Genomic DNA, 26,794 nt, shown 5'->3' with positions numbered 1-26,794 from the left:
CATGTCCGAGCGGTTTGCCTTCATCACCCGCGCGACCGACGGAGCGGCACGCACGGGTGTTATCGCGATGCAGCGGGGCGAAATCCGTACGCCAGCTTTCATGCCCGTGGGTACCGCCGGAACGGTCAAGGCAATGAAACCCGAGACGGTTCGCAAGACCGGAGCGGATATCATTCTCGGCAATACTTATCACCTGATGCTGCGGCCAGGTGCGGAGCGGGTTGCGCGGCTCGGCGGGTTGCACAAGTTCATGAATTGGGACCGCCCGATCCTGACCGACAGCGGCGGTTATCAGGTGATGAGCCTTTCCGACCTGCGCAAGCTGACCGAAGAGGGCGTCGAGTTTCGCAGCCATCTCGACGGGTCCAAGCACATGCTCACGCCCGAGCGCTCGATGGAAATCCAGCGACTGCTCGGCAGCGATATCGTGATGGCCTTCGACGAATGCCCGCGCGCCGATCGCCCGCGCGACGATATCGCGGCGAGCATGGAAATGTCGATGCGCTGGGCCAAACGCAGCCGTGATGGCTTCGACAGCGGTGGGGAGCACGCTGCGCGCTCGGCCCTGTTCGGCATCCAGCAGGGTGCGCTGGACGAGGAATTGCGCAAGATCAGCGCCCAGAAGCTCACCGACATCGGCTTCGATGGATACGCCATCGGTGGGCTCGCCGTGGGCGAGGGGCAGGAGGCGATGTTTGCGACGCTCGATTTCGCGCCCGGCCAATTGCCGCAAGACCGCCCGCGCTACCTGATGGGCGTCGGCAAGCCCGACGACTTGGTAGGTTCGGTCGAACGCGGGGTCGACATGTTCGATTGTGTGCTGCCGAGCCGGTCGGGCCGCAACGGGCAGGCTTTCACCTGGGACGGTCCGATCAACCTGCGCAATGCGCGCTTTGCCGAGGACCAGGAGCCGCTCGACGGTCGTTGCAGCTGCGACACATGCGGTACCTACTCGCGGGCCTATATTCATCACCTCGTCCGCTCGCAGGAAATTCTCGGCGCAATGCTAATGACCGAGCACAACCTCGCCTTCTACCAGCAGCTGATGCAGGCAATGCGCGATGCGATCGGGGAAGGGCGCTTCGCTGCCTTCGCCAGCGACTTCCGGCGTGACTATTTGGCAGGCAATTCCTAGCTAGGGAGGATGGCCCTATTCTCCCGGCGAAAACGACAGGCGGCTCATCCTGCTGCGGCTTGGTCGCTACCGCATGCTAAGGTCGCTCCCAGGCAGGAGAGCTATTTGCTAGTGATCGCCATCATCACGGTCATGTTGTGGCAGGTGCCTTTCGGCCAATTGGTACTTTACCCGTTCTCGCTGCTGGCCACCTGGTTTCACGAGATGGGTCATGGCCTTACCTCGATGGCGCTGGGCGCACGCTTCGACGAGCTGGTGATCTTCCCGAACGGGTCGGGTTACGCCCTTTCGTCGTGGCCGGGCGAGCCGTCGCGGCTTTCACGAGCGCTGACCGCGGCGGTCGGCTTGCTTGGACCTTCGGTTGCAGGATCGCTGCTCATCCTCGGTTCGCGCAGTCGCGCGGCTACCCGTATCCTGCTCACCGGGCTCGGTATCGTCCTCGCCATATCCACCATCGTCTGGGTGCGATCACTTGCCGGGTGGATCGTCCTGCCTGCGTTCGCAGCGATCTGTGTTGCTGCCGCACTCTGGGGCAGTCACAAGGCGCAGCGCTTTGCGATCGAGCTGCTGGGCGTGCAGGCGGCGATCAGCCTCTGGCGTGATCTGGGCTATCTATTTAGCGACGGTGGATATGTCGGAGGCGAGTTCATCACTTCCGACACCGGCGCCATCGAGGAAGCGCTACTTCTCCCCTATTGGCTGTGGGGCGCTCTGATAACCGCCACCGCGGTCATAATTATCTTCGGTGCGCTCAGGGTTGCGTCTCGCCGCTGACCACTCAAGCCGCGGACTTCTCCCGCATTTCGAGGATCGTGCCGCGGTAGGGCACGAAACGGCCCGCCGCGTCCAGAAAGCCGGCACCGATTGCATTGGCGAAGGACTGCGCGTCGCGCAGGTTATCGTACCATTTTCCGCGCCTGTTCGGCGTCACGAAGCGATATTGTGTCATAGTATCATCGGAAGTCTCAAAAAGGCAGCTGGTTCCGGCCAACCCCCTGAAAACGCGACGGATTGAAACGAAAAAGGGCGGCCCCGCAGGACCGCCCCTTTCGTGACCATATCGTCGTTTCTTAGCGCGAGTAGAACTCGACCACGAGGTTCGGTTCCATAGTGACCGGATAGGGCACTTCATCGAGCTTCGGGACGCGGGTGAAAGTAACCTTGTCGGTGCCGTCGGGCGCAACGTAGTCGGGAATTTCGCGCTCGGGCAGGCTCTGCGCTTCGATCACCAGCGCCATATCCTGCGCCTTCTTGCCGAGGCTGACGACGTCGCCGACCTTGACGCGGGCCGATGCGACATTGGTCTTCACGCCGTTGAGGTAGATGTGGCCATGGCTCACGATCTGGCGGGCGGCGAAGATGGTCGGCGCGAACTTGGCGCGATACACGACCATGTCGAGGCGCTGTTCCAGCAAGCCGATCAGGTTCTGGCCAGTGTCGCCCTTCATCTTGGACGCTTCGGTATAGGTGCGCTTGAACTGCTTCTCGGTCACGTCGCCGTAATAGCCCTTCAGCTTCTGCTTGGCGCGCAGCTGCAGGCCGAAGTCGGACATCTTGCCCTTGCGGCGCTGGCCGTGCTGGCCGGGACCGTAGGAACGCTTGTTGACCGGGGAATTCGGGCGACCCCAGATGTTCTCACCCATCCGGCGGTCGAGTTTGTACTTGGCGCTCTTGCGCTTCGACATAAGTCTTTCCTTCGATTTGCTGAGCGGACGTAGTGCCCGCCATTTAACCCGGCATCGCACCGTCGGACGACAGGGGTCCGGCGCGGCCACCGCTTCACCGGGGTGCGGGGCCAATTAGCGAGGCGCGCGAATAGCAGTTTTGCGCCAATCGTCAAGCGCCGAGATAGGCGCTCGACAAAGCGGTGCGGGGAGGGCAGTGCGCACCGCCATGGACGACACAATCAAGCTCCCCGAAGACTGCACCGACATGAGCGAAGTGCGGGTCGGGGTCGATACCACCGACCGGCAGCTGATGGAACTGCTCGACCGCCGCTTCGCCTACATGCGAGCGGCCGCCCGCATCAAGACCGACCGCAATGTGGTCCGCGATGAAATCCGAAAGGCTCAAGTCATCGGCAATGCTGTGACGGACGCCGACGCGCGCGCGCTTCCGTCCGAGAAAATAGCCGAAATCTGGGAACTTCTGGTCGAAACCTCGATCGCTTACGAACTCGAGGAGTGGGACCGGATCAGGGCTTAGGCTCGCGCTGGAGCGATGACAGCACGCCCCGCAGCGTGCGTACCTCGAGGTGGTTCCAGCCCGGCTTCGTCAGCACCCCGCGCAAGGTCCGCCGCGTGGCTTCCGCCCGGCTTTCGGGCAGGAAATAGCCCTTCGGTTCGAGCATACGGTCGAGATGGTCGATCAGACCTTCGAGATCGTCCTGCGGCGCGGGCGGGAGCAGAGCTTCCTGCGTCGGCTGCACCAGCGTTTCGTGCTTCGACCATTCATACGCGCACAGGATCACTGCCTGCGCCAGGTTGAGCGACCCGAAGTCCGGATTAATCGGCACAGTCAGGATCGCGCGGGCAAGAGCGACGTCGTCTGTTTCGAGACCTGAGCGTTCCGGGCCGAACAGGAAGGCGCTCCGCCCGATATTCCCGGCCATTTGCCTTGCAGCTTCCTCCGGCGTCACGACCGGTTTGGTGACGCCGCGCTTGCGAACTGTTGTGGCGTAGACATGCGCGCAATCGGCCACGGCTTCTGCGGTGGTAGCGTAGACTTGCGCTCGTTCGAGCACGACATCGGCACCCGCAGCGGCCGGACCTGCAGAAGGATTGGGCCAGCCATCGCGCGGCTCGACCAGGCGCAGCTCCGTCAGCCCGAAATTGAGCATCGCCCTCGCCGCCTTACCGATATTCTCGCCAAGCTGCGGCCGGACGAGCACGACCACTGGCTTGCGCGTGTCAGCTTCGCTCATTCGCCGCGTCCTGTACCGTGCTGGCGAACTCTTCGAAATCGCGGGCCTCGCTGAAGTCGCGATAGACGCTGGCGAAGCGGATATAGGCGACGCTGTCGATCTGGCGCAGGCCGTCCATCACCATCTCGCCGATCCGTTGCGAGGCAATCTCGGCCTCGCCCGCGGTTTCGACCTGGCGCTGAATCCCGCTCGCTAACTGGTCGATCCGCTCCTGCGGAACGTCGCGCTTGCGGCAGGCCAGGGTGATCGACTGCTCCAGCTTGGCGCGATCGAAGGGCTGGCGGCGATCGCCTGATTTGACGACGGTCACCTCGCGCAATTGCACCCGCTCGAACGTGGTGAAGCGCGCCCCGCAGCTCGAACACTGGCGGCGGCGGCGGATCGACGTGGAATCCTCGGTCGGACGACTGTCCTTTACTTGGCTGTCGTCATGGGCACAGAAAGGGCATCGCATTCAGGTGGTTACTTCTTGATCCTGTTGTAGAATGCGTATCCCGCTCCGGCTGCCAGGCCGATCGGCCAGGTGATCACCGGCAACAGCGCCGCAGCGACAACGCCAACGGCTGCGCCGGTCAGCACCGGCTTGGTAGAGGGGTGGCTCATGCCTTCCTTGGCCATGGCCTTCGCCTCGGTCCGGGCGCGCTCGCCCAGATCATAACCCTTGTCGTAATCGTCCTGGCTCATCGCTTTACCTTCCGGGATAGACGGGGAATTTTGCGCACAGCTCGCTCACGCGATTGCGCACGCTATCTTCCACCTGCGCGTCGCCTTCGGGACCGTTCTTCGACAAGCCGTCGACGACTTCCGTTATAAGCTTGCCGATCTGCTCGAATTCCGTCGGCCCAAAGCCGCGCGTCGTACCCGCCGGCGTGCCGAGACGGACGCCGCTGGTGACAAAGGGGCTGCGCGTATCGAACGGGATGCCATTCTTGTTGCAGGTCAGCCATGCCCGGTCGAGACCTGCTTCGGCAGCCTTGCCCGTCACGTCCTTGGCGGTGAGGTCGACCAGCATGGAGTGGTTGTCCGTGCCGCCGGAAACGACCCGCAGGCCGTTCGCCTCGATGCTCTTGGCCAGCGCGCGGGCGTTGTCGACCACGCGCCGTGCGTAATCCTTGAAGTCCGGCCGCAGCGCCTCGCCGAAGGCGACCGCCTTCGCGGCAACGACATGCATCAGCGGGCCGCCCTGCATGCCGGGGAAGACGGCCATGTTGATCGGCTTGGTGTATTTCTCGTCGTTCCACAGGATCACGCCGGAACGCGGACCGCGCAGGCTCTTGTGCGTCGTTGTGGTCACGATATCGGCATGCGGGAAGGGCGAGGGGTGCGCGCCGCCCGCCACGAGGCCGGAGATGTGGCTCATGTCCACCATCAGGTAGGCGCCGACCTCGTCCGCAACCTTGCGGAAGGCCTCCCAATCCCATACGCGCGAATAGGCGGTGCCGCCGGCGATAATGAGCTTGGGCTTGTGCTCCTTCGCGGTCGCCATCACGGCGTCCATGTCGATCAGCTCGTCGTCCTGCCGCACGCCATAGCTGACCGGATTGAACCACTTGCCGCTCATGTTGACCGGCGAACCGTGCGTCAGGTGACCGCCCGAATTTAGGTCGAGGCCCATAAAGGTATCGCCCGGCTGCAGCAGGGCGAGAAACACGGCCTGGTTCATCTGGCTGCCCGAATTGGGCTGCACATTGGCGAAGTTGCAGCCGAACAGCTCCTTCGCGCGCTCGATCGCCAGCGTCTCGACCACGTCGGCATAGTCGCAGCCGCCGTAGTAACGCTTGCCCGGATAACCCTCGGCGTATTTGTTGGTAAACACGCTGCCGGTCGCTTCAAGCACGGCGGTCGAGGCGATGTTCTCACTCGCGATCAGCTCGATCTTGTCCTGCTGGCGCGATAGCTCCTTACGGATGGCGCCGTATATCTCGGGGTCTGCCGCGGCGAGGCTGTCGTGCCAGAAGCGATCCCCAGAGGAGCGAGACTGTTCGCGGGATGTGTCTTTTGCCTGGGTAGCCATGATCAGAATTCCGGGTTTGAGAGCTTGTCAACGCGGCGCTGATGGCGACCGCCGCCGAATTCCGTTTCGAGGAACGCGGTGAGACACGCCTTGGCCATGTCGCTGCCGGTGAGGCGCGCGCCCATGGCAATGCAATTCGCGTCATTATGCTCGCGGGCGAGGCTGGCGGAAAGTGGCTCCGAAACGAGCGCGCATCGCACGGCAGGATTACGGTTAGCACTCATCGAGATGCCAATACCCGATCCGCACAGCGCCACACCGCGCTCGGCCGTACCATCGGCAATCACACTGGCGAGTTTGTAGCCGAAATCCGGATAATCGACGCTGTCGGTGGTCTCCGGCCCGAGGTCTGCGACCTCATGGCCCTGCTCGATCAACCAGTCCCGCAGCTCGGCTTTGAGTTCGATGGCGGCATGGTCGGAGGCGATGGCGATACGCATGATGGGGGCCATAATGCTTTAGCCCCTGCTGTGCCACCGTAATGTGCCGTTGTCTTCAACGGCCCAATTTAAATCCGAGGAGATGAAGCGGCAGCCTGAATCTGCTCTACGCTATACGGTTTGGTAACGGTCGGGACCTGGCGAAAACGCTCGGGATGCTCGGCATCGCCATAACCGGTGGCAAAAATAAACTCGACGCCCGCCTCGAGCAACCGGTCTGCCACCGGATAGCTTTTTTCGCCGTGAAGATTGACGTCCAGCACCGCAAAATCGAAATCGTTGTCGGCAAGCATTGCAAACGCTTCTGTAATAGAAGTCGCGACCGCAACGCTAGCGCCAATCTCCAGAAGCATGTCCTCGAGACCGAAGGCGATAATTGCTTCATCTTCCAGCACCATGATGTGGCGGTCAGCAAGTGTCACAAGATCGTATCCAACTGATAGTGCAGACCTTCTGGGCGGAAATCGAGACTGGCATTTCCGCCGGGCGTTCCCAAACCCCGGCCAATCAATCGTGTGCCAAATCCAGAACGGTTTGGCGGGGTTGCTACAGGACCTCCCCGCTCGGTCCATTCGAATGTCAGGCGGGTATCATTCCCTTGAAAATCTGTATTCCAGGAGATTTCGACGGAGCCATCGGATGCTGAGAGTGCACCGTACTTTATCGCATTCGTACCAAGTTCGTGGATCACCATCGCAAGGGACACGGCCATCTGTGGCGGCAAAAGTACCGATGGACCTTCGATGGTAATTCGAGAGGGATCATCTGGTGCTATGGCTTCCAGCCCTTGGCGGACAACGGACTCCATATCCGCCGTCTCCCAATTGCGAGCAGTCAGGTGATTGTGGGCGGTCGCGAGGGCATTGAGCCGATCCGTGAAGGCTTTACGCTCTTGGACTTGCGACATGTCGCGAAAAGTCTGCTGTGCAATGCCTTGAACCACCGCAAGTGTGTTTTTCACACGGTGATTGAGTTCATTGATGAGGATGGTTTGCTGCTCCTCTGCTGCAACCTCCTCTGTAACATCGTGCCCTTGTACGAGAATACCTCGAAACCCGTCTTCTCCATGTATCGGCTGGAAGATGAATTCGAGAAAGCGAGGTTCGAGCCGATCGCTGTTTTTCTGCTGGAGGAGCACGCGTTCCTTCTGGCCGAAATAGGGTTGGCCAGTTTCCCGTACGCGGTCGAGAATATCAATGAAGCCTTGGGCCTCCACCTCCGGCAAAGCTTCGGCAACCGGCCTCCCGTCAAGTTTTCTCTCGCCGATTAATTGGCGATAGGCCGCATTGGCCATGACGAACCTGTGGTTCCTACCTGCGAGAACGGCGACGAAACCCGGGGCCTGTTCGAGCATCGCCCTAAAACGGTCCAGTTGGCGAGCGGCTCCTTGGTAGCGTTGTTCGACTGCTTCGGCCCGACGAGCTACCCCTGCGACATTTCTTGGTCCCTCTACCTCGTCGAGATCGGTAATTCGGACGGTGTGCTGAAGGATATGCGTAACGCGCTCCTCCTCGTCGAGGATGGGTGTGTGCGTCGCGCTCCAGGTATGAACATCGAAATCACCGCTACTGTTTGGGATATCATAGCGAATATGTGCGATCTCGTCGGCTTCGCCAGTTTCGAGGACTCTCTCAAGCGATTTCGTCAGTTGACGGCGCGGTTCGCCTTCACTCGGAAAAGCGTCGAACATATTGCGTCCGACGATGTCCTCCAACTCGCGCATGGTCGCCGCAAGATAGGCGTCGTTCGCCCATTCAATGCAAAAACTTCGGTCGAGCAGAACATAGGGATTGGGGGATTTCGCCAGAACCAACTGGAAATCGATTGTCATTCCGGACCCACTAGACGCGACGTACAATAGATGTCGGACAGCTGCGCCTGCCCGGTGGATGCTCAATGGTCGGCCGGGCCAGCGGTTCCTGTATCTTAGCTAGCAGGAGAGAGGTGTGTTTAATCGGCCACAATTCCGAGCACCGCAAACCTACTGATCAAGGAATGAGCGCATCTTGCGGCTGCGGCTCGGGTGCTTGAGCTTGCGCAGGGCCTTGGCCTCGATCTGGCGGATACGTTCGCGGGTCACGGAGAACTGCTGGCCGACTTCCTCCAGCGTGTGATCGGTGTTCATGCCGATGCCGAAACGCATGCGGAGCACGCGTTCTTCGCGCGGAGTAAGGCTGGCGAGGACGCGGGTAACCGTTTCCTTGAGGTTCGCCTGGATCGCCGCATCCACCGGGATGATCGCATTCTTGTCTTCGATGAAATCGCCGAGGTGCGAATCCTCCTCGTCGCCGATTGGCGTTTCGAGGCTGATGGGCTCCTTGGCGATCTTCATCACCTTGCGCACCTTTTCGAGCGGCATGGAGAGCTTCTCCGCCATCTCTTCCGGGGTCGGCTCGCGGCCCTGATCGTGCAGGAACTGGCGGCTGCAGCGCACCAGCTTGTTAATCGTCTCGATCATGTGGACCGGGATACGGATGGTGCGCGCCTGGTCCGCGATCGAGCGGGTAATGGCCTGTCGAATCCACCAGGTCGCATAGGTGCTGAACTTGTAGCCGCGACGGTATTCGAACTTGTCGACCGCCTTCATCAGGCCGATGTTGCCCTCCTGAATCAGGTCCAGGAATTGCAGCCCGCGGTTGGTGTATTTCTTCGCGATGGAGATCACCAGCCGCAGGTTCGCCTCGACCATTTCCTTCTTGGCGATACGCGCCTCGCGCTCGCCTTTCTGGACCATGTTCACGATGCGGCGGAATTCTTCCAGCGCCATGCCGGTCTGGCTGGCGATGTCGGCGATTTCCGTGCGGATACGATCGATCGCGTCGGCTTCCTTCTCGGCGAAGGCAGCCCATTTCTTGTCCTTCTTGACCCGGTCGTCCATCCAGGTGTCGTCGAGCTCGTTGCCGATATAGGCATCGAGGAAGTCGACGCGCTTGACCTTGTGACGCTCCGCCAGGCGCAGCATCTGGCCGCCCAGCGCGGTCAGGCGGCGGTTGAAGGCATACAGGTTGTCGACCAGGAACTCGATCTTGGTCGCGTGGAACTGGACGCTTTCGACTTCGGCAGTGAGCTGTTCGCTCAGCGCCTCGTATTTCTTTTCCTTGGCGGCGGTGAAGTTCTCACCCTTCGCCATCAGGTCGACCCGTTCCTTCTGGAGCTTTTCGAACTTGCCGAACAGGTCGGTGATGCGGGCGAAGCGCTCGATCGCGTCGGGCTTCAGCGCCGCTTCCATCTGGGCGAGGGACATGGTGTTGTCCTCGTCCTCGTCGTCGTCCTTCTTGGACGAACCTTCCTCGCCGTCCTCGTCTTCGGAGGTCTCGTCGCTATCCTCGTCTTCGTCGTCGTCGCGGATGGTGGGGCCGGCGGTTTCCTCGGAGATTTCGCCGTCGTCGTCATCGTCCTCGGCGTCTTCGGCCATCTTGTCGGCCGGCGGTTCCTTGGAGAGCATGGCGTCGAGATCGAGAATCTCGCGCAGCTGCATTTCCTCGGCATTGAGCGCCTCGGACCATTGGATGATGGCATGGAAGGTGATCGGGCTCTGGCACAGGCCGATGATCATCATGTCGCGGCCGGCTTCGATCCGCTTGGCGATGGCGATCTCGCCTTCGCGGCTGAGCAGCTCCACGGCGCCCATTTCGCGCAGGTACATGCGCACCGGATCGTCCGTGCGTTCGCCGGCGGCCAGCTTCTTTGGGGCCGCGGCGGGAGCCTTCTTGGCGTCCTTCTTGTCGGCCTTGCCCTCAATCGAGATTTCCTCGACCTCGTTGGCCTCGTCCTCGGCCGCCTCGGCGTCCTCGTCGCTTTCGACGATCTGCACGCCCATGTCGGAGAGGGCCGACTGGATGTCCTCGATCTGGTCGGAGCTCATCTCGCCTTGCGGCAAAGCGTCGTTGAGCTCGTCATAGGTGACGTAGCCCTTCTTCTTTGCCTTGGTGATCAGCTTCTTGATCGATGCCTCGTTGAGGTCGATCAGAGGTGCGTCGTCCTTGTCGGTGGACTTCGACTTGGTGGCCATAGAGTACGTCAACCCAATCTATCGTTTCGCGCGGCGTGCACTTCCGCGGCACTCATTAATCCGAATCGTCCGGTCCCGCCGCCTTCCTGCGCCCGAACTGCTTCAATCGCTCGTTAAGGACCAGCAAGCGCTCACGCAATCGGGCCTGTTCGGCAATGGAGCCTTCCGGGTCGCGATCGAAACGCGCTGTAGCCTCCGCCAAGGCGGATTCCAGCGCCGGTCTCTCGACCAGCAGCGACACGGCCTCGGCCAGATCCTCGCGCGCTTCATCCGGATCGGTGCCTTCATCGAGGAAGGCGAAATTGGGTTTAGCCGGCAGGGCGGGAAGGCCTCGTTCGAGCGATATGGGCGATCCGCTGCTTAAATCAAGCGTTTCGGCGGCCTCGAGCAGCAAATCGATTGCGGGGCCGACATTTTGGTCACGCCGGGCGAAAGCCGAGAGAGTTTCCTCGTGCCGGACGATCTGGTCGGGAAAGCGCACCAGCCCGGCAATGACAGCGCGCGAGAAGAGATCGCGGGAGCCGCCCGCAATGGCGCGTTTCAGCTTGTTTGCCGTTTCCGGCGAGAGGGTGGGGACGGGTGCTTTCCAATCGCCCTTTTTCCAGTCGCTGCGCGGTGTGAACTGGCGCTGCGGGCGCGGGGGAAAGGCGAAGGCGGAGAAGCGCTCCATCAGCTCCCGCTTGTAGAGGGCGCGGATGTCCGGGTGCTGGATCGCCTCGACATGGTCGAGCAGCCGCGCCTTCAGCCCGGCTTTGTCTTCGGGTGAGGCGAGCGTGGTTGCGGCCTTTTCGACCTCCCATAGCGTGTCGAGCAGGCTGGCGGGCTTTTCGAGCAAGGTTTCGATTGCGCCGACGCCTCTTTCGCGAATGAGATCGTCGGGGTCCATGCCGGCGGGCAAGCGCACGATCGACAGCGAGTGGCCGGGGCGCAGCATTGGTAAGGCGCGAGAGATGGCGCGCATGGCTGCGCGTTGACCGGCATTGTCACCATCGAAGCACAGGAGCGGCCGCTCGACCTGCCGCCAAAGCAGTTCAATCTGGTTTTCGGTAAGCGCCGTGCCGAGGGGCGCGACGGCTTCACGGATCCCAGCATTGGCGAGCGCGATGGCGTCCATGTAGCCTTCGACCACGATCATCCGCCCCCTCTGCCGCGCGGCGGGGGCGGCTCGGTGGAGATTGTAGAGCGTGCGGCCCTTGTCGAAGAGGGGGGTATCGGGGCTGTTGAGGTATTTCGGGGCCTTGGGATTGGCCTCGGCATCGAGGATGCGGCCACCGAAGGCGATGACCCGGCCGCGGGTGTCGTGGATCGGCAGCATCAACCGGCCGCGGAACCTGTCGTAAGGTTCCTTGTCCTCCACAGTGATGCGCATGCCCGCGTCGATCAGCATGTCCTCGTCGAACTTGCCGAGCGCGCGCTTGAGCGCTTGCCGGTCCTCCGGCGCATAGCCGAAGCCGAACTCGCGCATGGTGGCTTCGGAGAATCCCCGTCTGCTGAGATAGTTGCGCGCTGAGGCACCTTCGCTACCGCGCAGATTGCTTTCGAACCACTCCTGCGCCGCCGCCGTTACATCGTGCAGGCTGGCGCGCTTCTCGGCGCGTTTGGCGGCCTGCGGATCGGGCGCGGGGACCTCCATTCCGGCCTCGGCCGCCAGCTCCTTGACTGCATCCATGAATGGCATGCCGCGCTGGTCGGTCAGCCAGCGGATCGCGTCGCCATGCGCCTCGCAGCCGAAGCAGTGGTAGAAGCCCTTCTCGTCATTTACGTAGAAGCTGGGTGTGCGCTCGTTGTGAAATGGGCAGCACGCCTTGTACTCTCGACCTGCTTTAGTCAGCCGCGTAGTGCGACCGACTATTGCGGACAGTGTAATCCGCGCGCGCAATTCGTCGAGCCATTGGGGTGACAGGGTCATAGGGCGAAAATCCCTACAGCCGCGCCCACCGAATCGCTAGTTGCCAGCAGGCCCGTCTGCCGGATTTTCCGGCTCGGCGGGGAAGGGCCCCGTAGCGCTCGCCTGATCGCCATCGACTTCGAGCAGGTAGGCGTCTGCCGGACCGGCCGGGGGCAGGGTGGACTGCCACCAGAAGGTCAGCGTGGTGCCGGGCTGCCAGCCGGACCCGGCAACAACGCGCCAGATCAGGCTGCCGTTGTCGATGCTGATCGTGATCGCGTCGGGATCGCCGAGGGCTTCCTCGACCTGCGCGCGGGCATAGCCGACCGATTGGTTGAACCCGTGCGCGCGCTGGGTTGTACGGAACAGGGTGGGCGGCGTCTCGCGGACCTCTGGCCCTTCGGTGGGCTGAGCGTCAGCCGCGTCCTCATCCACATCGGCCAGCGTGACCTGGTGGACATAGGTGTAGACCGTGTCCTCCGGCATCTGGCCCGGCACGCATTCCTCGACACCCTCGGGGCAGGCGACGTAGCTCACCATAGTGCCGAGCTGGCGACCGCCGGCGCTGAGCGTGGTTTCGACTTCCGGCCCCTGCGGACCGACGATCTTCGCGCCCAGCGTCGACAGGTCGAGATCGGCCCCGACCAGCGTGCGCGGTGCCGCGACGGTCGGCGTCGGGGTCGGCTCAGGCTCTGGAGCAGGCTCGCAGGCGACCAATGCTAGCGGCAGCGCGATGAGTGCAAACGCCCTCACGAGAGCGACTCCTTCACAAGGGCGCTCGCGCGGCTCATGTCGAGCGATGCGCCGTGGCGCGCCTTCAGCTCGCCCATCACGCGGCCCATGTCCTTCATGCCGTCGGCACCCAGGTCCGCCTTGATCTGCGCGATGACGGCGCGGGTTTCGTCCTCGCTCATCTGCTGCGGGAGAAACTCCTCGATCACCGCGAGCTCGGCCTTTTCCTTGTCGGCCAGTTCCTGCCGGCCGCCGTCTTCGTACATCGTGATCGATTCGCGGCGCTGCTTGGCCATTTTCATCAGCACGTCGGTAACCAGTTCGTCGTCCTCGGGCTTCTTGTCCGCCGTCCGCAGTTCGATGTCGCGATCCTTGATCTTGGCGCCGATCAGGCGCAGCGCGGCGGTGCGCTCCTTGTCCTTGGCCTTCATGGCGGTGACGGTTTCGGTTTGGATCGTGTCGCGGAGCATTGATGGTCCCGTTCAGTATCTGTGGATGATTGGCGCTTCATTTAGAAGAAGCTGGCGCAAAGCCAAGTGTTCCGCTTGACGGGGCTCGCAAGCGGCCTTAGCGGGTGGGGCTTAGCGACATCGCCGGAAAACCCCTGACTCGGAGAGCCCATGGCCCTGCCCGTATTTTCGCACGCGCAACCCAAAGGCGCGACCGGAGTCCTCGTGCTGGGCGACGGCACCTGTATCTGGGGGAAAGGCTTCGGCGCGACCGGCTCGTCGGTCGGCGAGGTGTGCTTCAACACCGCCATGACCGGTTACCAAGAGGTGATGACCGATCCCTCCTACGACAGCCAGATCGTCACCTTCACGTTCCCGCATATCGGCAATGTCGGCGCGAACGAGGAGGACGTGGAGAGCCGCGGCCTCGGCGCGGTCGGGCTGGTGGTGCGCCAGGCGGTGACCCCGCACTCCAATTTCCGAGCGCAGAACGAATTCGTCGAATGGTGCGTGAGCCATGGCAAGATCGGCCTGTCGGGCGTGGACACCCGCGCGCTGACCCGCCGCATCCGCCTGTCGGGCGCACCCAATGCGGTGATCGCGCACAGCCCACGCGGGCAATTCGATGTGAAGGCGCTGAAGCGCCAGGCCGCGGAGTGGAGCGGGCTCGAAGGGCTCGACCTCGTCCCCGGAGTGACACGCGGCGTGCTGGAGGACTGGCGCGGCGGTTACTGGCAGCTCGGCACCGGCTATGGCGCTGCGGACAATGCGAAGCCGCATGTGGTGGCGATCGATTACGGCGCGAAGGACAATATCTTCCGCAATCTCGTGAAGGCGGGCGCGAAGGTGACGGTGGTGCCCGCGCGCACCTCGCTCGACGAGATCATGCGGCTGAAGCCCGATGGCGTTTTCCTCTCCAACGGTCCCGGCGATCCGGCGGCGACGGGCGAATATGCCATGCCGGTGATCAAGGGGCTGCTGGATGCGGACGTGCCGCTGTTCGGCATTTGCCTCGGCCACCAGATGCTCGGCCTCGCGGCAGGGGCGAAGACCGCCAAGATGTTCCAGGGCCACCGCGGCGCCAACCACCCCGTCCAGCGTGTCGGCGGCCAGTGGGGTGAGAGCGAGGGCCTCGTCGAGATCACCAGCATGAACCACGGCTTCGCGGTCGATGGCGACACGCTGCCGCCGGAGGTGGAGCAGACCCACGTCTCGCTGTTCGACGGCACCAATTGCGGGATTTCGATCAAGGGGAAGAAAGCATTCGGCGTGCAATACCACCCCGAGGCAAGCCCCGGCCCGCAGGACAGTTTCTACCTGTTCGAGAAATTCGTGGGGATGTTGGGGTGAGCGAGCCAGAAGGCAACATTCCACTGACCAAGCGTCAGTTTGCCATATTGAACGCTTTGCAGGAAGCGAAAAATCTCCCTGTCGGGCAAGGCGATAGCTATACGGACTCGATGAATGGCTGGTTTTTAGCGACGCAGCTATTGGATAAGGGCCTAGTTGACGGCGGGCATCCACGCCCGGTTTTGCAAAGCCTGTGTAAGCTACATCTGGCGGAGAGCATTGGAAGAGAGTCGGGACGCTATTTCCGCATCACACCGACTGGAAAGCGCCGTCTCGATCAAGGCTTCACTGAGGCTGACGATCAGATCAGCGTAGATACTTCGAGTTGGACCGGAGTCGTCGAACCAATCCAAGTTGTTCAAGTCCTCACAATCCTAGGCGAAATGGAGGACGTTTGCGAAAGAATGACCGACAACGCAGCTCGAGCTCAGATTATGGGTCTTATTAGAGCTTTAGAGCTGCTGGTCGACCTCCCTAATCCACCACGCCAAGGTATCGTGAGCCTCGTTCGTGATCCTGCCTTTGCCAACATTGTTCAGTTCGCGACGTTCTTCGCGGCCCTTATCGCAGCGGTAAAACCATAATGCCAAAACGCACTGACATCTCCTCGATCCTCGTCATTGGCGCCGGTCCGATCATCATCGGCCAGGCGTGCGAGTTCGACTATTCCGGCACGCAGGCGATCAAGGCGCTGAAGGAGGAGGGCTACCGGGTCATCCTGGTCAACTCCAACCCCGCCACGATCATGACCGATCCGGAGATGGTTGCGGGCGAGAACGGCGGGCCGGACGGCGCGACCTATATCGAGCCGATCACGCCCGAGATCGTCGCCAAGATCATCGAGAAGGAGCGGCCCGACGCGGTGCTGCCCACGATGGGCGGGCAGACGGCGCTGAACTGCGCGCTCAAGCTCGACGAGATGGGCGTGCTGGAGAAATACGGCGTCGAGATGATCGGTGCCAAGGCCGATGCCATCGACAAGGCCGAGAACCGCCAGCGCTTCCGCGAGGCGATGGACAAGATCGGCCTCGAAAGCGCGCGCAGCGGCGTGGCGCATACGGTGGACGAGGCCCATGCCGTGCTCGAACGCACCGGCCTTCCCGCCATCATCCGCCCGAGCTTCACGCTGGGCGGCACCGGCGGCGGCATCGCCTATAACAAGGCCGAGTTCGAGAAGATCGTGCGCGATGGCCTCGACGCATCGCCCACCACCGAAGTCCTGATCGAGGAATCGCTCCTCGGGTGGAAGGAGTTCGAGATGGAGGTGGTGCGCGACCGCAAGGACAATTGCATCATCATCTGCGCGATCGAGAATGTCGATCCGATGGGCGTGCACACGGGCGATTCGATCACCGTCGCCCCGGCGCTGACGCTGACCGACAAGGAATACCAGATCATGCGCACCGCCAGCATCAACGTGCTGCGCGAAATCGGCGTGGAAACAGGTGGTTCGAACGTCCAGTTCGCAGTCGATCCGAAGACCGGCCGCCTGATCGTGATCGAGATGAACCCGCGCGTCTCGCGCTCCTCCGCACTGGCCTCCAAGGCCACCGGCTTCCCCATTGCGCGTGTCGCGGCGAAGCTGGCGGTTGGCTATACGCTGGACGAGATCCAGAACGAGATCACCGGTGCGACCCCGGCGTCGTTCGAACCGACCATCGACTATGTCGTGACCAAGATCCCGCGCTTCGCTTTCGAGAAGTTCAAGGGATCGAAGCCCGACCTCTCGACCGCGATGAAATCCGTCGGCGAGGTCATGGCCATTGGCCGCTGCTTTGCTGAATCGATGCAGAAGGCGCTGCGCGGCCTCGAAACCGGGCTCGACGGGTTCAATCGCATGCCCGAGCTGGAGGGCGTCTCGAAAGAGAAGATCACCGCTGCGCTCAGCCAGCGCCGCCCCGACCGCATCCTCAAGATCGCGCAGGCCTTCCGCGAGGAGTTCACGGTCGAGGAAATTGTGCAGATCACCGGCTTCGACCCGTGGTTCCTGCGACAGATCGAAGCGATCATCTACGAGGAGAAGATGATCGGCCACAACGGCCTGCCGAACGATGCGGACGAATTGCGCCGCCTGAAAGCGATGGGCTTTTCGGACAAGCGCCTCGCCACGCTGGCCGTGCGCTCGGTCGGCGTCGCGGGCGGACTTGGGGAGACGCGGGCGAAGAGTTCGGGCCTGCTCCACGATGCCCTGCGCGCGATGGCCGGGGCGACGAGCGAGGAAGAGGTGCGCAAGCTGCGCCAGAAGCTCGGCGTGCATCCCGTCTTCAAGCGCATCGACAGCTGCGCCGCCGAGTTCGAAGCGGTTACGCCCTATATGTACTCGACCTACGAGGCCCCGACATTCGGAGACCCGGAGGACGAGGCGGACCCGAGCGACGCCAAGAAGATCGTCATCCTCGGCGGTGGCCCCAACCGGATCGGGCAGGGTATCGAGTTCGACTATTGCTGCGTCCACGCCTGTTTCGCGCTGGCCGAGGCCGGGTTCGAGACCATCATGGTCAACTGCAACCCCGAAACCGTCTCCACCGATTACGACACCTCCGACCGCCTCTATTTCGAGCCGCTGACCGAGGAAGACGTGCTCGAGATCCTGCGCGTCGAAATGTCGAAGGGCGAAGTCGTCGGCGTGATCGTGCAGTTCGGCGGGCAGACCCCGCTCAAGCTCGCCAATGCGCTGGAGCGGGAAGGCATTCCGATCCTCGGCACCAGCCCCGACGCGATCGACCTGGCCGAAGACCGAGAGCGGTTTGCCAAACTGGTCAACAAGCTCAAGCTGATGCAGCCCGACAACGGCATCGCCCGCAGCCGCGACGAGGCCGCAGCCGTCGCCGCACGCATCGGCTACCCGGTGCTGCTGCGCCCCAGCTATGTGCTCGGCGGACGCGCGATGGAAATCGTGGATAGCGAAGCGCAGCTGGACGACTACATCGCCACGGCCGTGAACGTCTCCGGCGACAGCCCCGTGCTGGTCGACCAGTATTTGCGCGATGCGATCGAATGCGATGTCGACGTGGTTGCCGATGGCTTCGAAGTCCGTATCGCAGGCGTGATGCAGCATATCGAGGAAGCCGGTGTGCATTCCGGCGACAGCGCCTGCACCATCCCGCCCTATAGCCTACCCGACGAGATCGTCGCCGAAATGGAGCGGCAGGCCGAAGCGCTGGCCAAGGCGCTGCAGGTGCGCGGGCTGATGAACGTGCAGTTCGCGGTGAAGAACGGCGAGGTTTACCTGATCGAGGTGAATCCGCGCGCGAGCCGCACGGTACCCTTCGTCGCGAAAGCCATCGGCCGCCCGATCGCCAAGATTGCCGCACGCGTCATGGCGGGCGAGGGGCTGCACGAATTCGAGCCCTTCGACATCCGTCCGAAGCATATGGCGGTAAAGGAGGCCGTGTTCCCGTTTGCTCGCTTCCCCGGCGCCGACCCGGTGCTGAGCCCGGAGATGAAGTCCACCGGCGAAGTGATGGGCATCGACACCGACTTCCCCGCAGCCTTCCTTAAATCGCAGCTGGGCGCAGGCATGATCCCGCCGCGCGAGGGCACGCTGTTCGTGTCGGTCAAGGATAGCGACAAGGAAGTGATCTTGCCTGCGGTGAAGACGCTGCTCGAGCAGGGCTTTCGCGTTATCGCCACGGGCGGTACGCATCGCTTTCTCGCGGATCGGGGGCTGGACGTCGAGAAGGTGAACAAGGTGGCCGAAGGGCGTCCGCATATCGTCGATGCGATCATCGACGGCGAGGTGGCGCTGATCTTTAACACTACCGAGGGTTGGCAATCGCTGCTCGACAGCCAGTCGATCCGCGAAGCCGCGCTCGAAAAGAAGCTGCCCTATTACACCACCGCCGCCGCAAGCCTCGCTGCAGCGCGTGCGATTGCGGAGGTTTCACCGGAGCAGCTTGAAGTGCGTTCGCTGCAAGACTATTATAGCTAACAGATTAACGCGATTTCCTCCCGACATTCGAACCCGATCGGCCCCGCAGAACGGCGGGCCGGGGTCGAATTGTCCGAATAGGGGAGGGGAGAACAGGAAGGACGCGCGCCATGGAAAAGGTGCCGATGCTGGCCGAAGGCTACGAAAAGATCACTGCCGATCTCAAGACGCTGCGCGCGGAACGCCCGCTGATCGTCGATGCGATCGAGGAAGCGCGCGCGCATGGCGACCTTTCGGAGAACGCGGAATATCACGCGGCCAAGGAACGACAGGGCCAGGTCGAGGCGCAGATCGCCGAGCTGGAAGACAAGGCGAGCCGCGCGCAGATCATCGATCCCTCGACCCTGTCGGGCGACAAGGTGATCTTCGGTGCCACCGTGACCCTGCTCGACGAGGACGACAAGCCGATCAAGTACCAGATCGTCGGCCAGACCGAGGCCGATGCGTCCAAGGGCCGGATCAGCTACAATTCGCCGATCGCCCGCGCGCTGATCGGCAAGCAGGTTGACGACGAGGTCGAGGTGACCGTGCCATCGGGCGACAAGTTCTACCTGATCGAGAAGATCGAGTTCATCTGATCGCCACGCAGTGGGGCTGTCAGGACAGCGGTTTTGCCATCGCCCAGTTGTGGATCGGCACGCCGTCGATTGCGAACTCTCGCTTGTGCATGACCTCGTAGCCAACCCGTTCGAAGGCGGGTCGGGCAAGGTCGCTCGCTTCCGTGAATAGTCGCTTCACCCCCCAGTGACGGGCCATGACTTCTGCTTCGGCGAGAAGCAGGTCCGCGAGACCGCGCCTAGTGTGGTCGGGATGGCAATAGAGGTGGTCGAGGTGCCCGTCGCGCTCCAGTAGCGCATAGGCAACGGGCCGATTGTCATCGTCGGCTGCAATCACGATTTGCGCACCGTTCGCGACGACATCACGATACCGCTGCGGGCCGAGATGGCGTGCGCGCCAGACAGCCACTTGCTCCGCCGAATAAGCGCGCGGGCCGATCGCCTCTATGGCTGCGGCGCAGATTGTGGCGACCGTCTCGGCGTCGTCGTCGCGATAGAGGCGGATCGCATAGGCCATCCGCCGATGTTCAAGCGCCGGGGTCGAGCAGCTTGTGGAGGTGGACGACGACGTATTTCATCTCGGCATCGTCGACCGTGCGCTGCGCATTGGCGCGCCAGGCATCGACTGCCGCGTCGTAATTGCTGAACACGCCGGCGACGTGGATGCTTTCCGGATCGGCAAAGGTTGCAGAGCGCGGGTCGGTGACGCGACCACCCATGACGAGGTAGAGCGTTTGCTTGGCTTCGGTTTCTTCCATGGGATGGCTTTCTCGATTGGGGAGGGAGAGTGCCCCGGCCCAATAACGAAAGCGGCGCGACAGGCAAGCCCGTCGCGCCGCTTCTGTAAGCTACGAGTGGTATCAGTAACCGAAACGGGTCTTCAGCGAGCGGGCACCACGCGATCCGGCACGCTTCGCCTTGCGCGAATTTGCGCGCAGCGCATCGCTGGCGACGTCCATCCGGTAAGCCGCATCGCGGCGCAGCCCGCGGGCAGTCGTGGCGGCGCTGTCACCGAAGTCTTCGAAGCGGTCGCCGGCATATTCCGCCGCGTTTGCTGCACCGTCGATAGCGCGCGCGCCATAGGCCAGAACGCTATCCAGTGCGAGCGTGGCGAGGGCACCTCCGCGACGGCCGAGCCTGCGGCCCGGACGGGTCATTGCGCCGATTGCGAGACCGACGGCGATCGCGCCTCCGACCACGGCAAACGGATGCTTCTTGGTAAACTCGACGGCGCTGTCCGCCACGTCTTTCGCCTGGCCGGCAAAGCTGCGCTCGGCGTTGCGCTTTTCACCGGCTTCGATCTTCGCGCGGAGCTGCTCGCGTTTCTGTTCGTCGGTCAGTTTGCTGTCCGCACTGATCGGGGTGACGTTGTTGGTTTCTGCTGTCTCAGCCATGAAAATCTCCGAATTGGTGTTCGCTTTATCCAACGGCTGCGCAGGGTTCATTGTTCCGCCGGTTCAACGTCATCCTCGCTCGAATCGTCGCCTTCGCCGAGGCCGAACAGGTCGAGCAACGGATTGCGAGCAAACCACACGACGACCGCAGCGACCAGTGCGGCAAGCGCACCCTTATTGTCTTCGGCAGCGTCCACCGCTTCTTCGTAAAGATCGATAGCACCGTGCTTGACGGTATCCAGGGTGCGGGCCGCCAGTCCCTTGCGCGCGAGGTCGGCCTTCACATGCTCGACATCGGCCTCAACCAAGGCTCTGGCGGAATCGCGGAGATAGCGATCTTCGAGCATTCGTTCACGGCGAGTCATTCTTCTGCGCCCTCCGAGAAAGCATCCCGAATATCGTCGATACGACCCTTCAGCATGCGTAGGAGTACGATGCCCACCACGATTAGGGCGAGCGTCACTACAGCTGTCGCGCCCCACGGGCCGATCAGCGGGACGAGTGCAATGACGAGACCCACGGCCCCCGCGATCAGGGCGAGGTGGAACACGCCGAACGCAGCAAGGCCAAAGGCGATTGCGCCCTTGGCCCTGTTTGCAGTGTAGCCTGCGCGGCTTTTCTGAAAAGCGAGCTCGGCTTCGGCGTAGGTCTTGCCGTCCGACAATAGCGCGACGACATCGTCTATCAAAGACGCTTCGCCGGATCCCCGCTCTTCATCGGCAGGTTCGTGATCATCCGGCGCGTCGAGCGGACCGAGGTAGCTCTCGGTCCCGCGCTCAACTTCGTTATCCCTCATCGCAGACCCCCTGATACGTCGATCAACGGCGACCGCCGAACAGGCGCGAGAGGAAGAACCCAGCGACTGCGGCGATGCCGAGTGCTTTGCCGGGGCTGCGGCGAACGAATTCGCGGCCATCGTCGACGAGGTCGTCGACGCTCTTCTGATCAAGCTTGGCAGCGTAATCGTCGAGCGACTTCGATGCTGTGCGAGCATAATCGCCATATTTCGCGCCGAGCTTCTCGTCGACCTGATAGGCGTTGTCGTTGACCATCCGGCTGAGCGAGCGCATGCCTTCGCTGGCCTTGACCTTGCCTTCGGTGGCGAGTTCGCGGCCCTTGACCTTGGCATCGTCGCCATAGGCTTTGGCTTCGGCCACCCAGTCGTCGCCCTTGCCTTTGGCCTGGGTGCGGTAGGCGGCTGCGCGATCCTTGCCTTCGGCCTTCAGTGCGGCTGCGCCGGCCTTAGCTTCTTCGAGGGCGGCATTGAAGCGCGACTTCGCTTCGGTGCGGTTGTCGGTGGTGGTCGGATCGGTGGTATTGATGGCAGTGTTGGTCACGGGTGCGGTCTCCTTGGCTGCGGGCGTCTTCGCCACGGTCTTGCGCGGCTTGGCGGCAGTGGATTTCTTCTTGGCTGGTGTCTTGCGCTTTTTCGGTGCGCCGGTTCCGTCGGTATCGGCCATTGCTGTCGTCCTTGCCCTCAATTATTTTCATGTCCCCAACGCTCCTGATGCGAGGGGGTTCAATTGTGCAACGCAACTTGCGCGCCGATGTTCCGGCGAATAGAGCGCGTGCCTGTCCCCCATCTGGGGGTGTATTAGTGAATTGCAACACCTCAGCTTCGGAGTGCCTCTTCCCATGACCGCTATCATCGACCTCCACGCTCGCGAAATTCTCGACTCGCGGGGCAATCCTACGGTCGAGGTCGATATCCTCCTGGAAGACGGCAGCTTCGGCCGGGCAGCCGTGCCCAGCGGTGCCTCGACCGGCGCGCATGAAGCGGTGGAACTCCGGGACGGCGATAAGGATCGCTATCTCGGCAAGGGCGTGATGAAGGCTGTCGACGCTGCCAATACCGAGATCGCCGAAGCGATCCTCGGCCTCGATGCGGAAGACCAGCGCGACATCGACGGTGCCATGATCGCGCTCGACGGGACGGATAACAAGGGTCGCATCGGAGCGAATGCGATCCTCGGCACGAGCATGGCGGTCGCCAAGGCTGCGGCCAATGCCCGCGGCCTGCCGCTCTATAGCTATATCGGCGGCGTGTCGGCGCATGTCCTGCCGGTACCGATGATGAACATTATCAATGGCGGCGAGCATGCCGACAATCCGATCGATATCCAGGAATTCATGATCATGCCGGTCGGCGCCGACAGCCTGGCCGAGGCGGTGCGCTGGGGCGCGGAAGTGTTTCACACGCTCAAGAAGAAGCTGCACGAGAAAGGCCTGGCAACCTCGGTCGGTGACGAAGGCGGGTTCGCGCCCGATCTTGCCAGCACACGCGATGCGCTCGACTTCATCATGGCCTCGATCGAACAGGCTGGCTTCACGCCGGGCGAGGAGATGGCACTGGCGCTCGATTGCGCTTCGACCGAATTCTATCGCGACGGGAAATACGAGATTTCGGGCGAGAGTCTGTCGCTTTCGGGCGGTGAGATGGCCGAATATCTCGCCAAGCTGTGCGCCGATTATCCCATCCGCTCGATCGAGGACGGCATGGGCGAAGACGATTTCGAAGGTTGGAAAGCGCTGACCGATCTGATCGGCGGTTCGGTCCAGCTGGTCGGGGACGACCTCTTCGTGACCAACCCGGCGCGCCTTTCGGACGGGATCGAGCGGGGTCTGGCGAATTCGTTGCTGGTCAAGGTCAACCAGATCGGCACGCTGTCCGAAACGCTCGACGCCGTCAGCATCGCCAATCGCGCCGGGTACACTGCCGTCATGTCGCACCGCTCGGGCGAAACAGAGGATGCGACGATCGCCGACCTCGCGGTCGCGACCAATTGCGGGCAGATCAAGACCGGCTCGCTGGCTCGTTCGGACCGGCTTGCGAAATACAACCAGCTCATCCGGATCGAGGAAGAGCTGGGCGATAGCGCAGTCTATGCCGGTGCTGGCTGTTTCGGCAGGATCGGGACCTGACGCGCCATCCGGCTAAACGATTGCCAGCCTAGGTCCTCTGCGTTAGCGTCTACCCTTGCTCTTTGTGGGAGAGGAGCTTGGGACGATTTCCGGCACACCCGGACGAGGTAACAGCCAGCTGGCTCGGCGACGTGCTCGGCGCGCGGTTGGACAGTGTGCGCTGGGAGCCCATCGGCACCGGCCAGGTCGGCGACAGTGTGCGGTTCCATTGCGAGGGGCACAGCGGCACCTTCACTCTCGCGGGGAAATTCAGCGCGGAAGACGAGGCCAGCAAGGCGACGGCAACATCCTTCGGCCTCTATCGCAAAGAGGTGGAGTTTTATCGCAGCACAGCACCGTATCTCGCCGTGCGAGTGCCCCAGGTGCACTATGCCGAGGTCAATGACGAAGGGAGCGAATTCCTCCTTCTATTCGAGGACCTCGGCCCGGCGGAGCAGGGCGACCAGATCGCCGGCTGCGGAATAGAGAGGGCACGCGACGCGATCGTCCAGGCCGCAGCGATTCACGCGCCGAGCTGGAACAATACCCAGCTTCTCGAAGCGGAATGGATCCAGCCTCCTCCGGAGCTCGGTGCGACCGTCGCCGCGATGTATCCGCAGGCCCAGGCCGTTTTTCGTGAGCGATACGCCGACCAGCTCGAGCCGGAATTCATGGCATTGTGTGAGGAATTGGCGGAGCAGGCATCGGTCTACTTCCGCAGCGACCCCGACCGGCAATGCATCGTCCACGGCGATTTCCGCCTCGACAACATGCTGTTCGACATCAAGGGCGGGGCGGAGCCCGTTGCCATTCTTGACTGGCAGACCGTCACCGTCGGCAAGGCCATGACCGACGTCGGCTATTTCATGGGCTGCGGCATCGGCAAGGCGCTTTGGCGCGAGCATGAAGATGAATTACTCGACCTGTGGCTGGCGGAGATGGCGAGGCTCGGCGTGACGCTGCGACGCGAAGATATCGAGGACGATTACCGGCGGGGCATCCTCCACGGTATCTCGACTGCCGTCTTCAGTGCCGCTTTCGTCAAGCGTACCGAGCGTGGCGACGCGAATTTCCTGTCCATGGCGCGCGGCGCCTGCTCGCTGGCGCTGGCCCGCGACAGTCTGGCTGCATTGAAAGAGGTAAGTTGATGGTCCTGTCCCGCGGCGACGAATATCCGATCCACCAGACGTCCGAGCCGGTGGCCTATTCCGGCACCGACCGCAATTTCTACGACCGGTATTTCTTCAACGGCTACGCACCAGATGGCAGCGGTTTCTTCGCCCTGGCGCTGGGCGTCTATCCGCATCTCGACGTGATGGATGCGCATTTCAACATCGTGCGCGACGGGGTGCAGCACTGCATCCATGCGAGCCGCGAGTTGAACATGGAGCGGATGGATTTGATTGTCGGGCCGATCCGCATCGAGGTGATCGAGCCGCTGCACAAACTGCGCCTGATTGTAGACGAATGCGAAGGTATCTCGGCAGATATCACGTTTACGAGCCGCGCCTTTCCCATCGAAGAGCCGCGCTTCACCCATCGCATCGGCCCGCGCGCCTTCATGGACTACACGCGCATGACGCAGAACGGCCACTACGAGGGCTGGATCTCTGCCGATGGCGACCGGCGCGAGCTGGCCGGGGGCACAGCCGGCACCCGCGATCGCAGCTGGGGCGTGCGGCCGATCGGTGCCCGCGACCCGCAGCCCATGCCCGGCGCCCCGATGCCCGGTTTCTTCTGGCAGTGGACGCCGATCAATTTCGCAAACGGCAGCCTGTTCTTTCACGTCAATAATGACGGGCACGGCCGTGCCTGGAACACGCGCGCGGCCTGGGCGCCCGACGGAGCGACGGCCAGCGACATTCGCGAAGGCCACGGCAGCATGCGGACGCGGCTCGCGCCCGGCACCCGCTGGCCGAGCGGCGGTACGCTCTCGCTCGCCGTGCCCGGCGCGCCGGAGCAGGTTGCGCTCGAACCGCTGTCACGCTTCCAGATGCGGGGGCTGGGGTACACCGATCCCGATTGGGGGCACGGGTTCCATCACGGGCCGCTCAAGGTCGAGCGCGAAGACATCGAGTTGGATCAGCTCGATCCGCTAGAGCCCCAGAACCTCCATGTGCAAATGCCGATGCGCGTTACCGGCAGCGCGGGCGAGGAAGGCATTGGCGTGTTCGAGCAGCTCATCATCGGGCCGTTCTCACCGCTCGGCCTTGGCGAATTTCTCGACGGGGCTAGTTAGCGAGAGAGCAACAGCACCGCCACGCCGCCGAAGATGGCGATCCCGCCGGCGATCTTGAGCCGGTCCGGCCGCTCGCCGAGAAAAAGCGTCGCGATCAGCAGCGCAAACAGGATCGAGCTTTCACGCAAGGGAGCGAGACGCGGCAATTCACCGACCGAATAGGCGAGCATTGCAAGGCCATAGCTGACGACGCCCGCCGCTCCGGCTGCGACGCAACTCTTCCAGTTGCGGCGTGTGTAGTCGATGAAGGCGCGGCCACGCCAAGCTCCAAACGCCTCGCCGATCACAGCTCCCAGTACGAAGAAAGCCCATGCAATGTAGGAATAGGGCGTCGGCGCATTCCGGACGCCGCCCGCATCGAGTACGGTGTAGGTCGCAACGGCAAGGCCGGTGAGCAGCGAATAGCCCAGCGCCTCCCGCGTCAAGTTGCGCCCGATCGCGCTGAGCAGGATTCCGCTCGTGACCAGTCCCATACCGATTGCGACCGGGAGTGTGATCGCGTCGCCCAGGAACACGACCGCACCGAAGGCCGCGAAGACCGGCGCGGTGCCCCGCATGACGGGATAGGTCGCGCTCATGTCAGCCACTTCGAAAGCCCTTACCAGAGCGAGGAAATAGACGGCATGGACGACCAGCGATCCGAGCAACCAGCCCCACGCGCCATGCGGCGGCGGGAACACAAAGATCGCCGGCAGCACAAGCAAGCCGCCGCTCAGGTCGATCAGCGCCCGGCTTGCGAGTTTGTCGTCGCCCGATTTGAGGACGGCATTCACCACCGCATGGATCGCGCCGGACGCGATCATCATCAGGGCGGCGATCTCGAGCATTA

At 62.7% G+C, this 26,794-nt stretch carries 30 protein-coding genes; 10 read left to right on the top strand and 20 right to left on the bottom strand.

Features of this window, described 5'->3' with window-relative positions; translation table 11 throughout:
* Position 1 precedes the first annotated feature (1 nt).
* Together tgt and P8R33_RS09650 are read left to right on the top strand one after the other, a co-directional pair.
* A complete protein-coding gene (tgt, locus tag P8R33_RS09655) occupies positions 2–1,135 on the top strand; it encodes a tRNA guanosine(34) transglycosylase Tgt (protein WP_278328763.1) in 1,134 nt (377 codons plus the stop codon).
* Between the two features lie 111 nt (positions 1,136–1,246).
* Positions 1,247–1,909 carry a M50 family metallopeptidase gene (locus tag P8R33_RS09650; RefSeq protein WP_278328762.1) on the top strand — a complete coding sequence of 221 codons (663 nt, stop codon included), beginning with the start codon at positions 1,247–1,249 and terminating at the stop codon, positions 1,907–1,909.
* Between the two features lie 4 nt (positions 1,910–1,913).
* On the opposite strand, the gene P8R33_RS09645 is transcribed toward P8R33_RS09650, so the two are convergent.
* Both P8R33_RS09645 and rpsD read right to left on the bottom strand, forming a co-directional pair.
* Positions 1,914–2,084, bottom strand: a complete 171-nt coding sequence (locus P8R33_RS09645) for a hypothetical protein (protein WP_278328761.1) — start codon at positions 2,082–2,084, stop codon at positions 1,914–1,916.
* 121 nt (positions 2,085–2,205) lie between these two features.
* Positions 2,206–2,820: a 30S ribosomal protein S4 gene (gene rpsD, locus P8R33_RS09640; RefSeq protein ID WP_278328760.1), complete on the bottom strand. Its 615-nt coding sequence runs from the start codon at positions 2,818–2,820 to the stop codon at positions 2,206–2,208.
* Positions 2,821–3,028: 208 nt separating this feature from the next.
* Here rpsD and P8R33_RS09635 point away from each other — a divergent pair, with 208 nt between their 5' ends.
* Positions 3,029–3,340, top strand: coding sequence for a chorismate mutase (locus tag P8R33_RS09635; protein ID WP_278328759.1), 312 nt, complete (start codon positions 3,029–3,031; stop codon positions 3,338–3,340).
* Here P8R33_RS09635 and P8R33_RS09630 read toward each other — a convergent pair.
* The 11 genes from P8R33_RS09630 to P8R33_RS09580 form a co-directional block, all read right to left on the bottom strand.
* Entirely contained in the window at positions 3,330–4,058 is a 729-nt protein-coding gene (locus P8R33_RS09630; protein ID WP_278328758.1) for an RNA methyltransferase, read from the bottom strand. The genes P8R33_RS09635 and P8R33_RS09630 overlap by 11 nt on opposite strands.
* The gene (gene nrdR, locus P8R33_RS09625) at positions 4,045–4,512 is read right to left on the bottom strand and encodes a transcriptional regulator NrdR (protein WP_278328757.1); all 468 of its coding nucleotides are present in this window, start codon (positions 4,510–4,512) and stop codon (positions 4,045–4,047) included. Before nrdR ends, P8R33_RS09630 begins: the two co-directional genes overlap by 14 nt.
* An 8-nt stretch (positions 4,513–4,520) precedes the next feature.
* Positions 4,521–4,742, bottom strand: coding sequence for a hypothetical protein (locus P8R33_RS09620; RefSeq protein ID WP_278328756.1), 222 nt, complete (start codon positions 4,740–4,742; stop codon positions 4,521–4,523).
* Between the two features lie 4 nt (positions 4,743–4,746).
* Positions 4,747–6,072 carry a serine hydroxymethyltransferase gene (gene glyA / locus P8R33_RS09615; protein WP_278328755.1) on the bottom strand — a complete coding sequence of 442 codons (1,326 nt, stop codon included), beginning with the start codon at positions 6,070–6,072 and terminating at the stop codon, positions 4,747–4,749.
* A gap of 2 nt (positions 6,073–6,074) precedes the next feature.
* The gene (gene rpiB, locus P8R33_RS09610; RefSeq protein WP_278328754.1) at positions 6,075–6,512 is read right to left on the bottom strand and encodes a ribose 5-phosphate isomerase B; all 438 of its coding nucleotides are present in this window, start codon (positions 6,510–6,512) and stop codon (positions 6,075–6,077) included.
* A gap of 68 nt (positions 6,513–6,580) precedes the next feature.
* Complete coding sequence (locus tag P8R33_RS09605; protein ID WP_278328753.1) at positions 6,581–6,934, bottom strand: response regulator; 354 nt, start codon at positions 6,932–6,934, stop codon at positions 6,581–6,583.
* Complete coding sequence (locus tag P8R33_RS09600) at positions 6,931–8,343, bottom strand: sensor histidine kinase (protein ID WP_278328752.1); 1,413 nt, start codon at positions 8,341–8,343, stop codon at positions 6,931–6,933. Before P8R33_RS09600 ends, P8R33_RS09605 begins: the two co-directional genes overlap by 4 nt.
* A 150-nt stretch (positions 8,344–8,493) precedes the next feature.
* Positions 8,494–10,524 (bottom strand): RNA polymerase sigma factor RpoD, encoded by a 2,031-nt coding sequence (gene rpoD, locus P8R33_RS09595; RefSeq protein WP_278328751.1) that lies wholly within the window; start codon positions 10,522–10,524, stop codon positions 8,494–8,496.
* A 55-nt stretch (positions 10,525–10,579) separates the two neighbouring features.
* Positions 10,580–12,433 carry a DNA primase gene (dnaG, locus tag P8R33_RS09590; protein WP_278328750.1) on the bottom strand — a complete coding sequence of 618 codons (1,854 nt, stop codon included), beginning with the start codon at positions 12,431–12,433 and terminating at the stop codon, positions 10,580–10,582.
* Positions 12,434–12,469: 36 nt separating this feature from the next.
* Positions 12,470–13,165, bottom strand: coding sequence for a hypothetical protein (locus P8R33_RS09585; protein WP_278328749.1), 696 nt, complete (start codon positions 13,163–13,165; stop codon positions 12,470–12,472).
* Positions 13,162–13,614 carry a GatB/YqeY domain-containing protein gene (locus tag P8R33_RS09580; RefSeq protein WP_278328748.1) on the bottom strand — a complete coding sequence of 151 codons (453 nt, stop codon included), beginning with the start codon at positions 13,612–13,614 and terminating at the stop codon, positions 13,162–13,164. Before P8R33_RS09580 ends, P8R33_RS09585 begins: the two co-directional genes overlap by 4 nt.
* Before the next feature lie 150 nt (positions 13,615–13,764).
* On the opposite strand from P8R33_RS09580, the gene carA reads away from it, so the two are divergent.
* The 4 genes from carA to greA all read left to right on the top strand — a co-directional run bounded on the left by carA (position 13,765) and on the right by greA (position 19,452).
* On the top strand, positions 13,765–14,943 hold the full coding sequence (gene carA / locus P8R33_RS09575) for a glutamine-hydrolyzing carbamoyl-phosphate synthase small subunit (RefSeq protein WP_278328747.1): 1,179 nt from the start codon (positions 13,765–13,767) through the stop codon (positions 14,941–14,943).
* Positions 14,940–15,527: a hypothetical protein gene (locus P8R33_RS09570; protein ID WP_278328746.1), complete on the top strand. Its 588-nt coding sequence runs from the start codon at positions 14,940–14,942 to the stop codon at positions 15,525–15,527. The genes carA and P8R33_RS09570 overlap by 4 nt, the downstream gene beginning before the upstream one ends.
* Positions 15,527–18,874 (top strand): carbamoyl-phosphate synthase large subunit, encoded by a 3,348-nt coding sequence (gene carB / locus P8R33_RS09565; protein ID WP_278328745.1) that lies wholly within the window; start codon positions 15,527–15,529, stop codon positions 18,872–18,874. Before P8R33_RS09570 ends, carB begins: the two co-directional genes overlap by 1 nt.
* 110 nt (positions 18,875–18,984) lie before the next feature.
* The gene (gene greA, locus P8R33_RS09560) at positions 18,985–19,452 is read left to right on the top strand and encodes a transcription elongation factor GreA (protein WP_278328744.1); all 468 of its coding nucleotides are present in this window, start codon (positions 18,985–18,987) and stop codon (positions 19,450–19,452) included.
* A gap of 19 nt (positions 19,453–19,471) precedes the next feature.
* Here the strand turns inward: greA and P8R33_RS09555 are convergent, their stop codons facing one another.
* The 6 genes from P8R33_RS09555 to P8R33_RS09530 form a co-directional block, all read right to left on the bottom strand.
* Positions 19,472–19,948, bottom strand: coding sequence for a GNAT family N-acetyltransferase (locus P8R33_RS09555; protein ID WP_278328743.1), 477 nt, complete (start codon positions 19,946–19,948; stop codon positions 19,472–19,474).
* Positions 19,949–19,958: 10 nt separating this feature from the next.
* A complete protein-coding gene (locus tag P8R33_RS09550) occupies positions 19,959–20,189 on the bottom strand; it encodes a DUF4170 domain-containing protein (RefSeq protein WP_278328742.1) in 231 nt (76 codons plus the stop codon).
* A gap of 102 nt (positions 20,190–20,291) precedes the next feature.
* Entirely contained in the window at positions 20,292–20,825 is a 534-nt protein-coding gene (locus P8R33_RS09545; protein ID WP_278328741.1) for a hypothetical protein, read from the bottom strand.
* Between the two features lie 47 nt (positions 20,826–20,872).
* On the bottom strand, positions 20,873–21,190 hold the full coding sequence (locus tag P8R33_RS09540) for a hypothetical protein (protein ID WP_278328740.1): 318 nt from the start codon (positions 21,188–21,190) through the stop codon (positions 20,873–20,875).
* Positions 21,187–21,621 (bottom strand): phage holin family protein, encoded by a 435-nt coding sequence (locus P8R33_RS09535; RefSeq protein WP_278328739.1) that lies wholly within the window; start codon positions 21,619–21,621, stop codon positions 21,187–21,189. Before P8R33_RS09535 ends, P8R33_RS09540 begins: the two co-directional genes overlap by 4 nt.
* Positions 21,622–21,643: 22 nt before the next feature.
* Positions 21,644–22,285: a hypothetical protein gene (locus P8R33_RS09530; protein ID WP_278328738.1), complete on the bottom strand. Its 642-nt coding sequence runs from the start codon at positions 22,283–22,285 to the stop codon at positions 21,644–21,646.
* 175 nt (positions 22,286–22,460) lie between these two features.
* Here P8R33_RS09530 and eno point away from each other — a divergent pair, with 175 nt between their 5' ends.
* The 3 genes from eno to P8R33_RS09515 all read left to right on the top strand — a co-directional run bounded on the left by eno (position 22,461) and on the right by P8R33_RS09515 (position 25,965).
* Complete coding sequence (gene eno / locus P8R33_RS09525; protein WP_278328736.1) at positions 22,461–23,747, top strand: phosphopyruvate hydratase; 1,287 nt, start codon at positions 22,461–22,463, stop codon at positions 23,745–23,747.
* 77 nt (positions 23,748–23,824) lie between these two features.
* Positions 23,825–24,874, top strand: coding sequence for a phosphotransferase (locus tag P8R33_RS09520; protein WP_278328735.1), 1,050 nt, complete (start codon positions 23,825–23,827; stop codon positions 24,872–24,874).
* Entirely contained in the window at positions 24,874–25,965 is a 1,092-nt protein-coding gene (locus tag P8R33_RS09515; RefSeq protein ID WP_278328734.1) for an Rv3169 family protein, read from the top strand. Before P8R33_RS09520 ends, P8R33_RS09515 begins: the two co-directional genes overlap by 1 nt.
* On the opposite strand, the gene P8R33_RS09510 is transcribed toward P8R33_RS09515, so the two are convergent.
* Complete coding sequence (locus P8R33_RS09510; RefSeq protein WP_278328733.1) at positions 25,962–26,792, bottom strand: DMT family transporter; 831 nt, start codon at positions 26,790–26,792, stop codon at positions 25,962–25,964. The two genes, P8R33_RS09515 and P8R33_RS09510, sit on opposite strands and share 4 nt — an antisense overlap.
* Positions 26,793–26,794: the final 2 nt, after the last annotated feature.

This window comes from Qipengyuania flavescens (assembly GCF_029688735.1).
GTDB lineage: Bacteria > Pseudomonadota > Alphaproteobacteria > Sphingomonadales > Sphingomonadaceae > Qipengyuania.
Note: the sequence above shows the minus strand (reverse complement) of the source record. Positions and strands in the feature narration are given on the sequence as shown.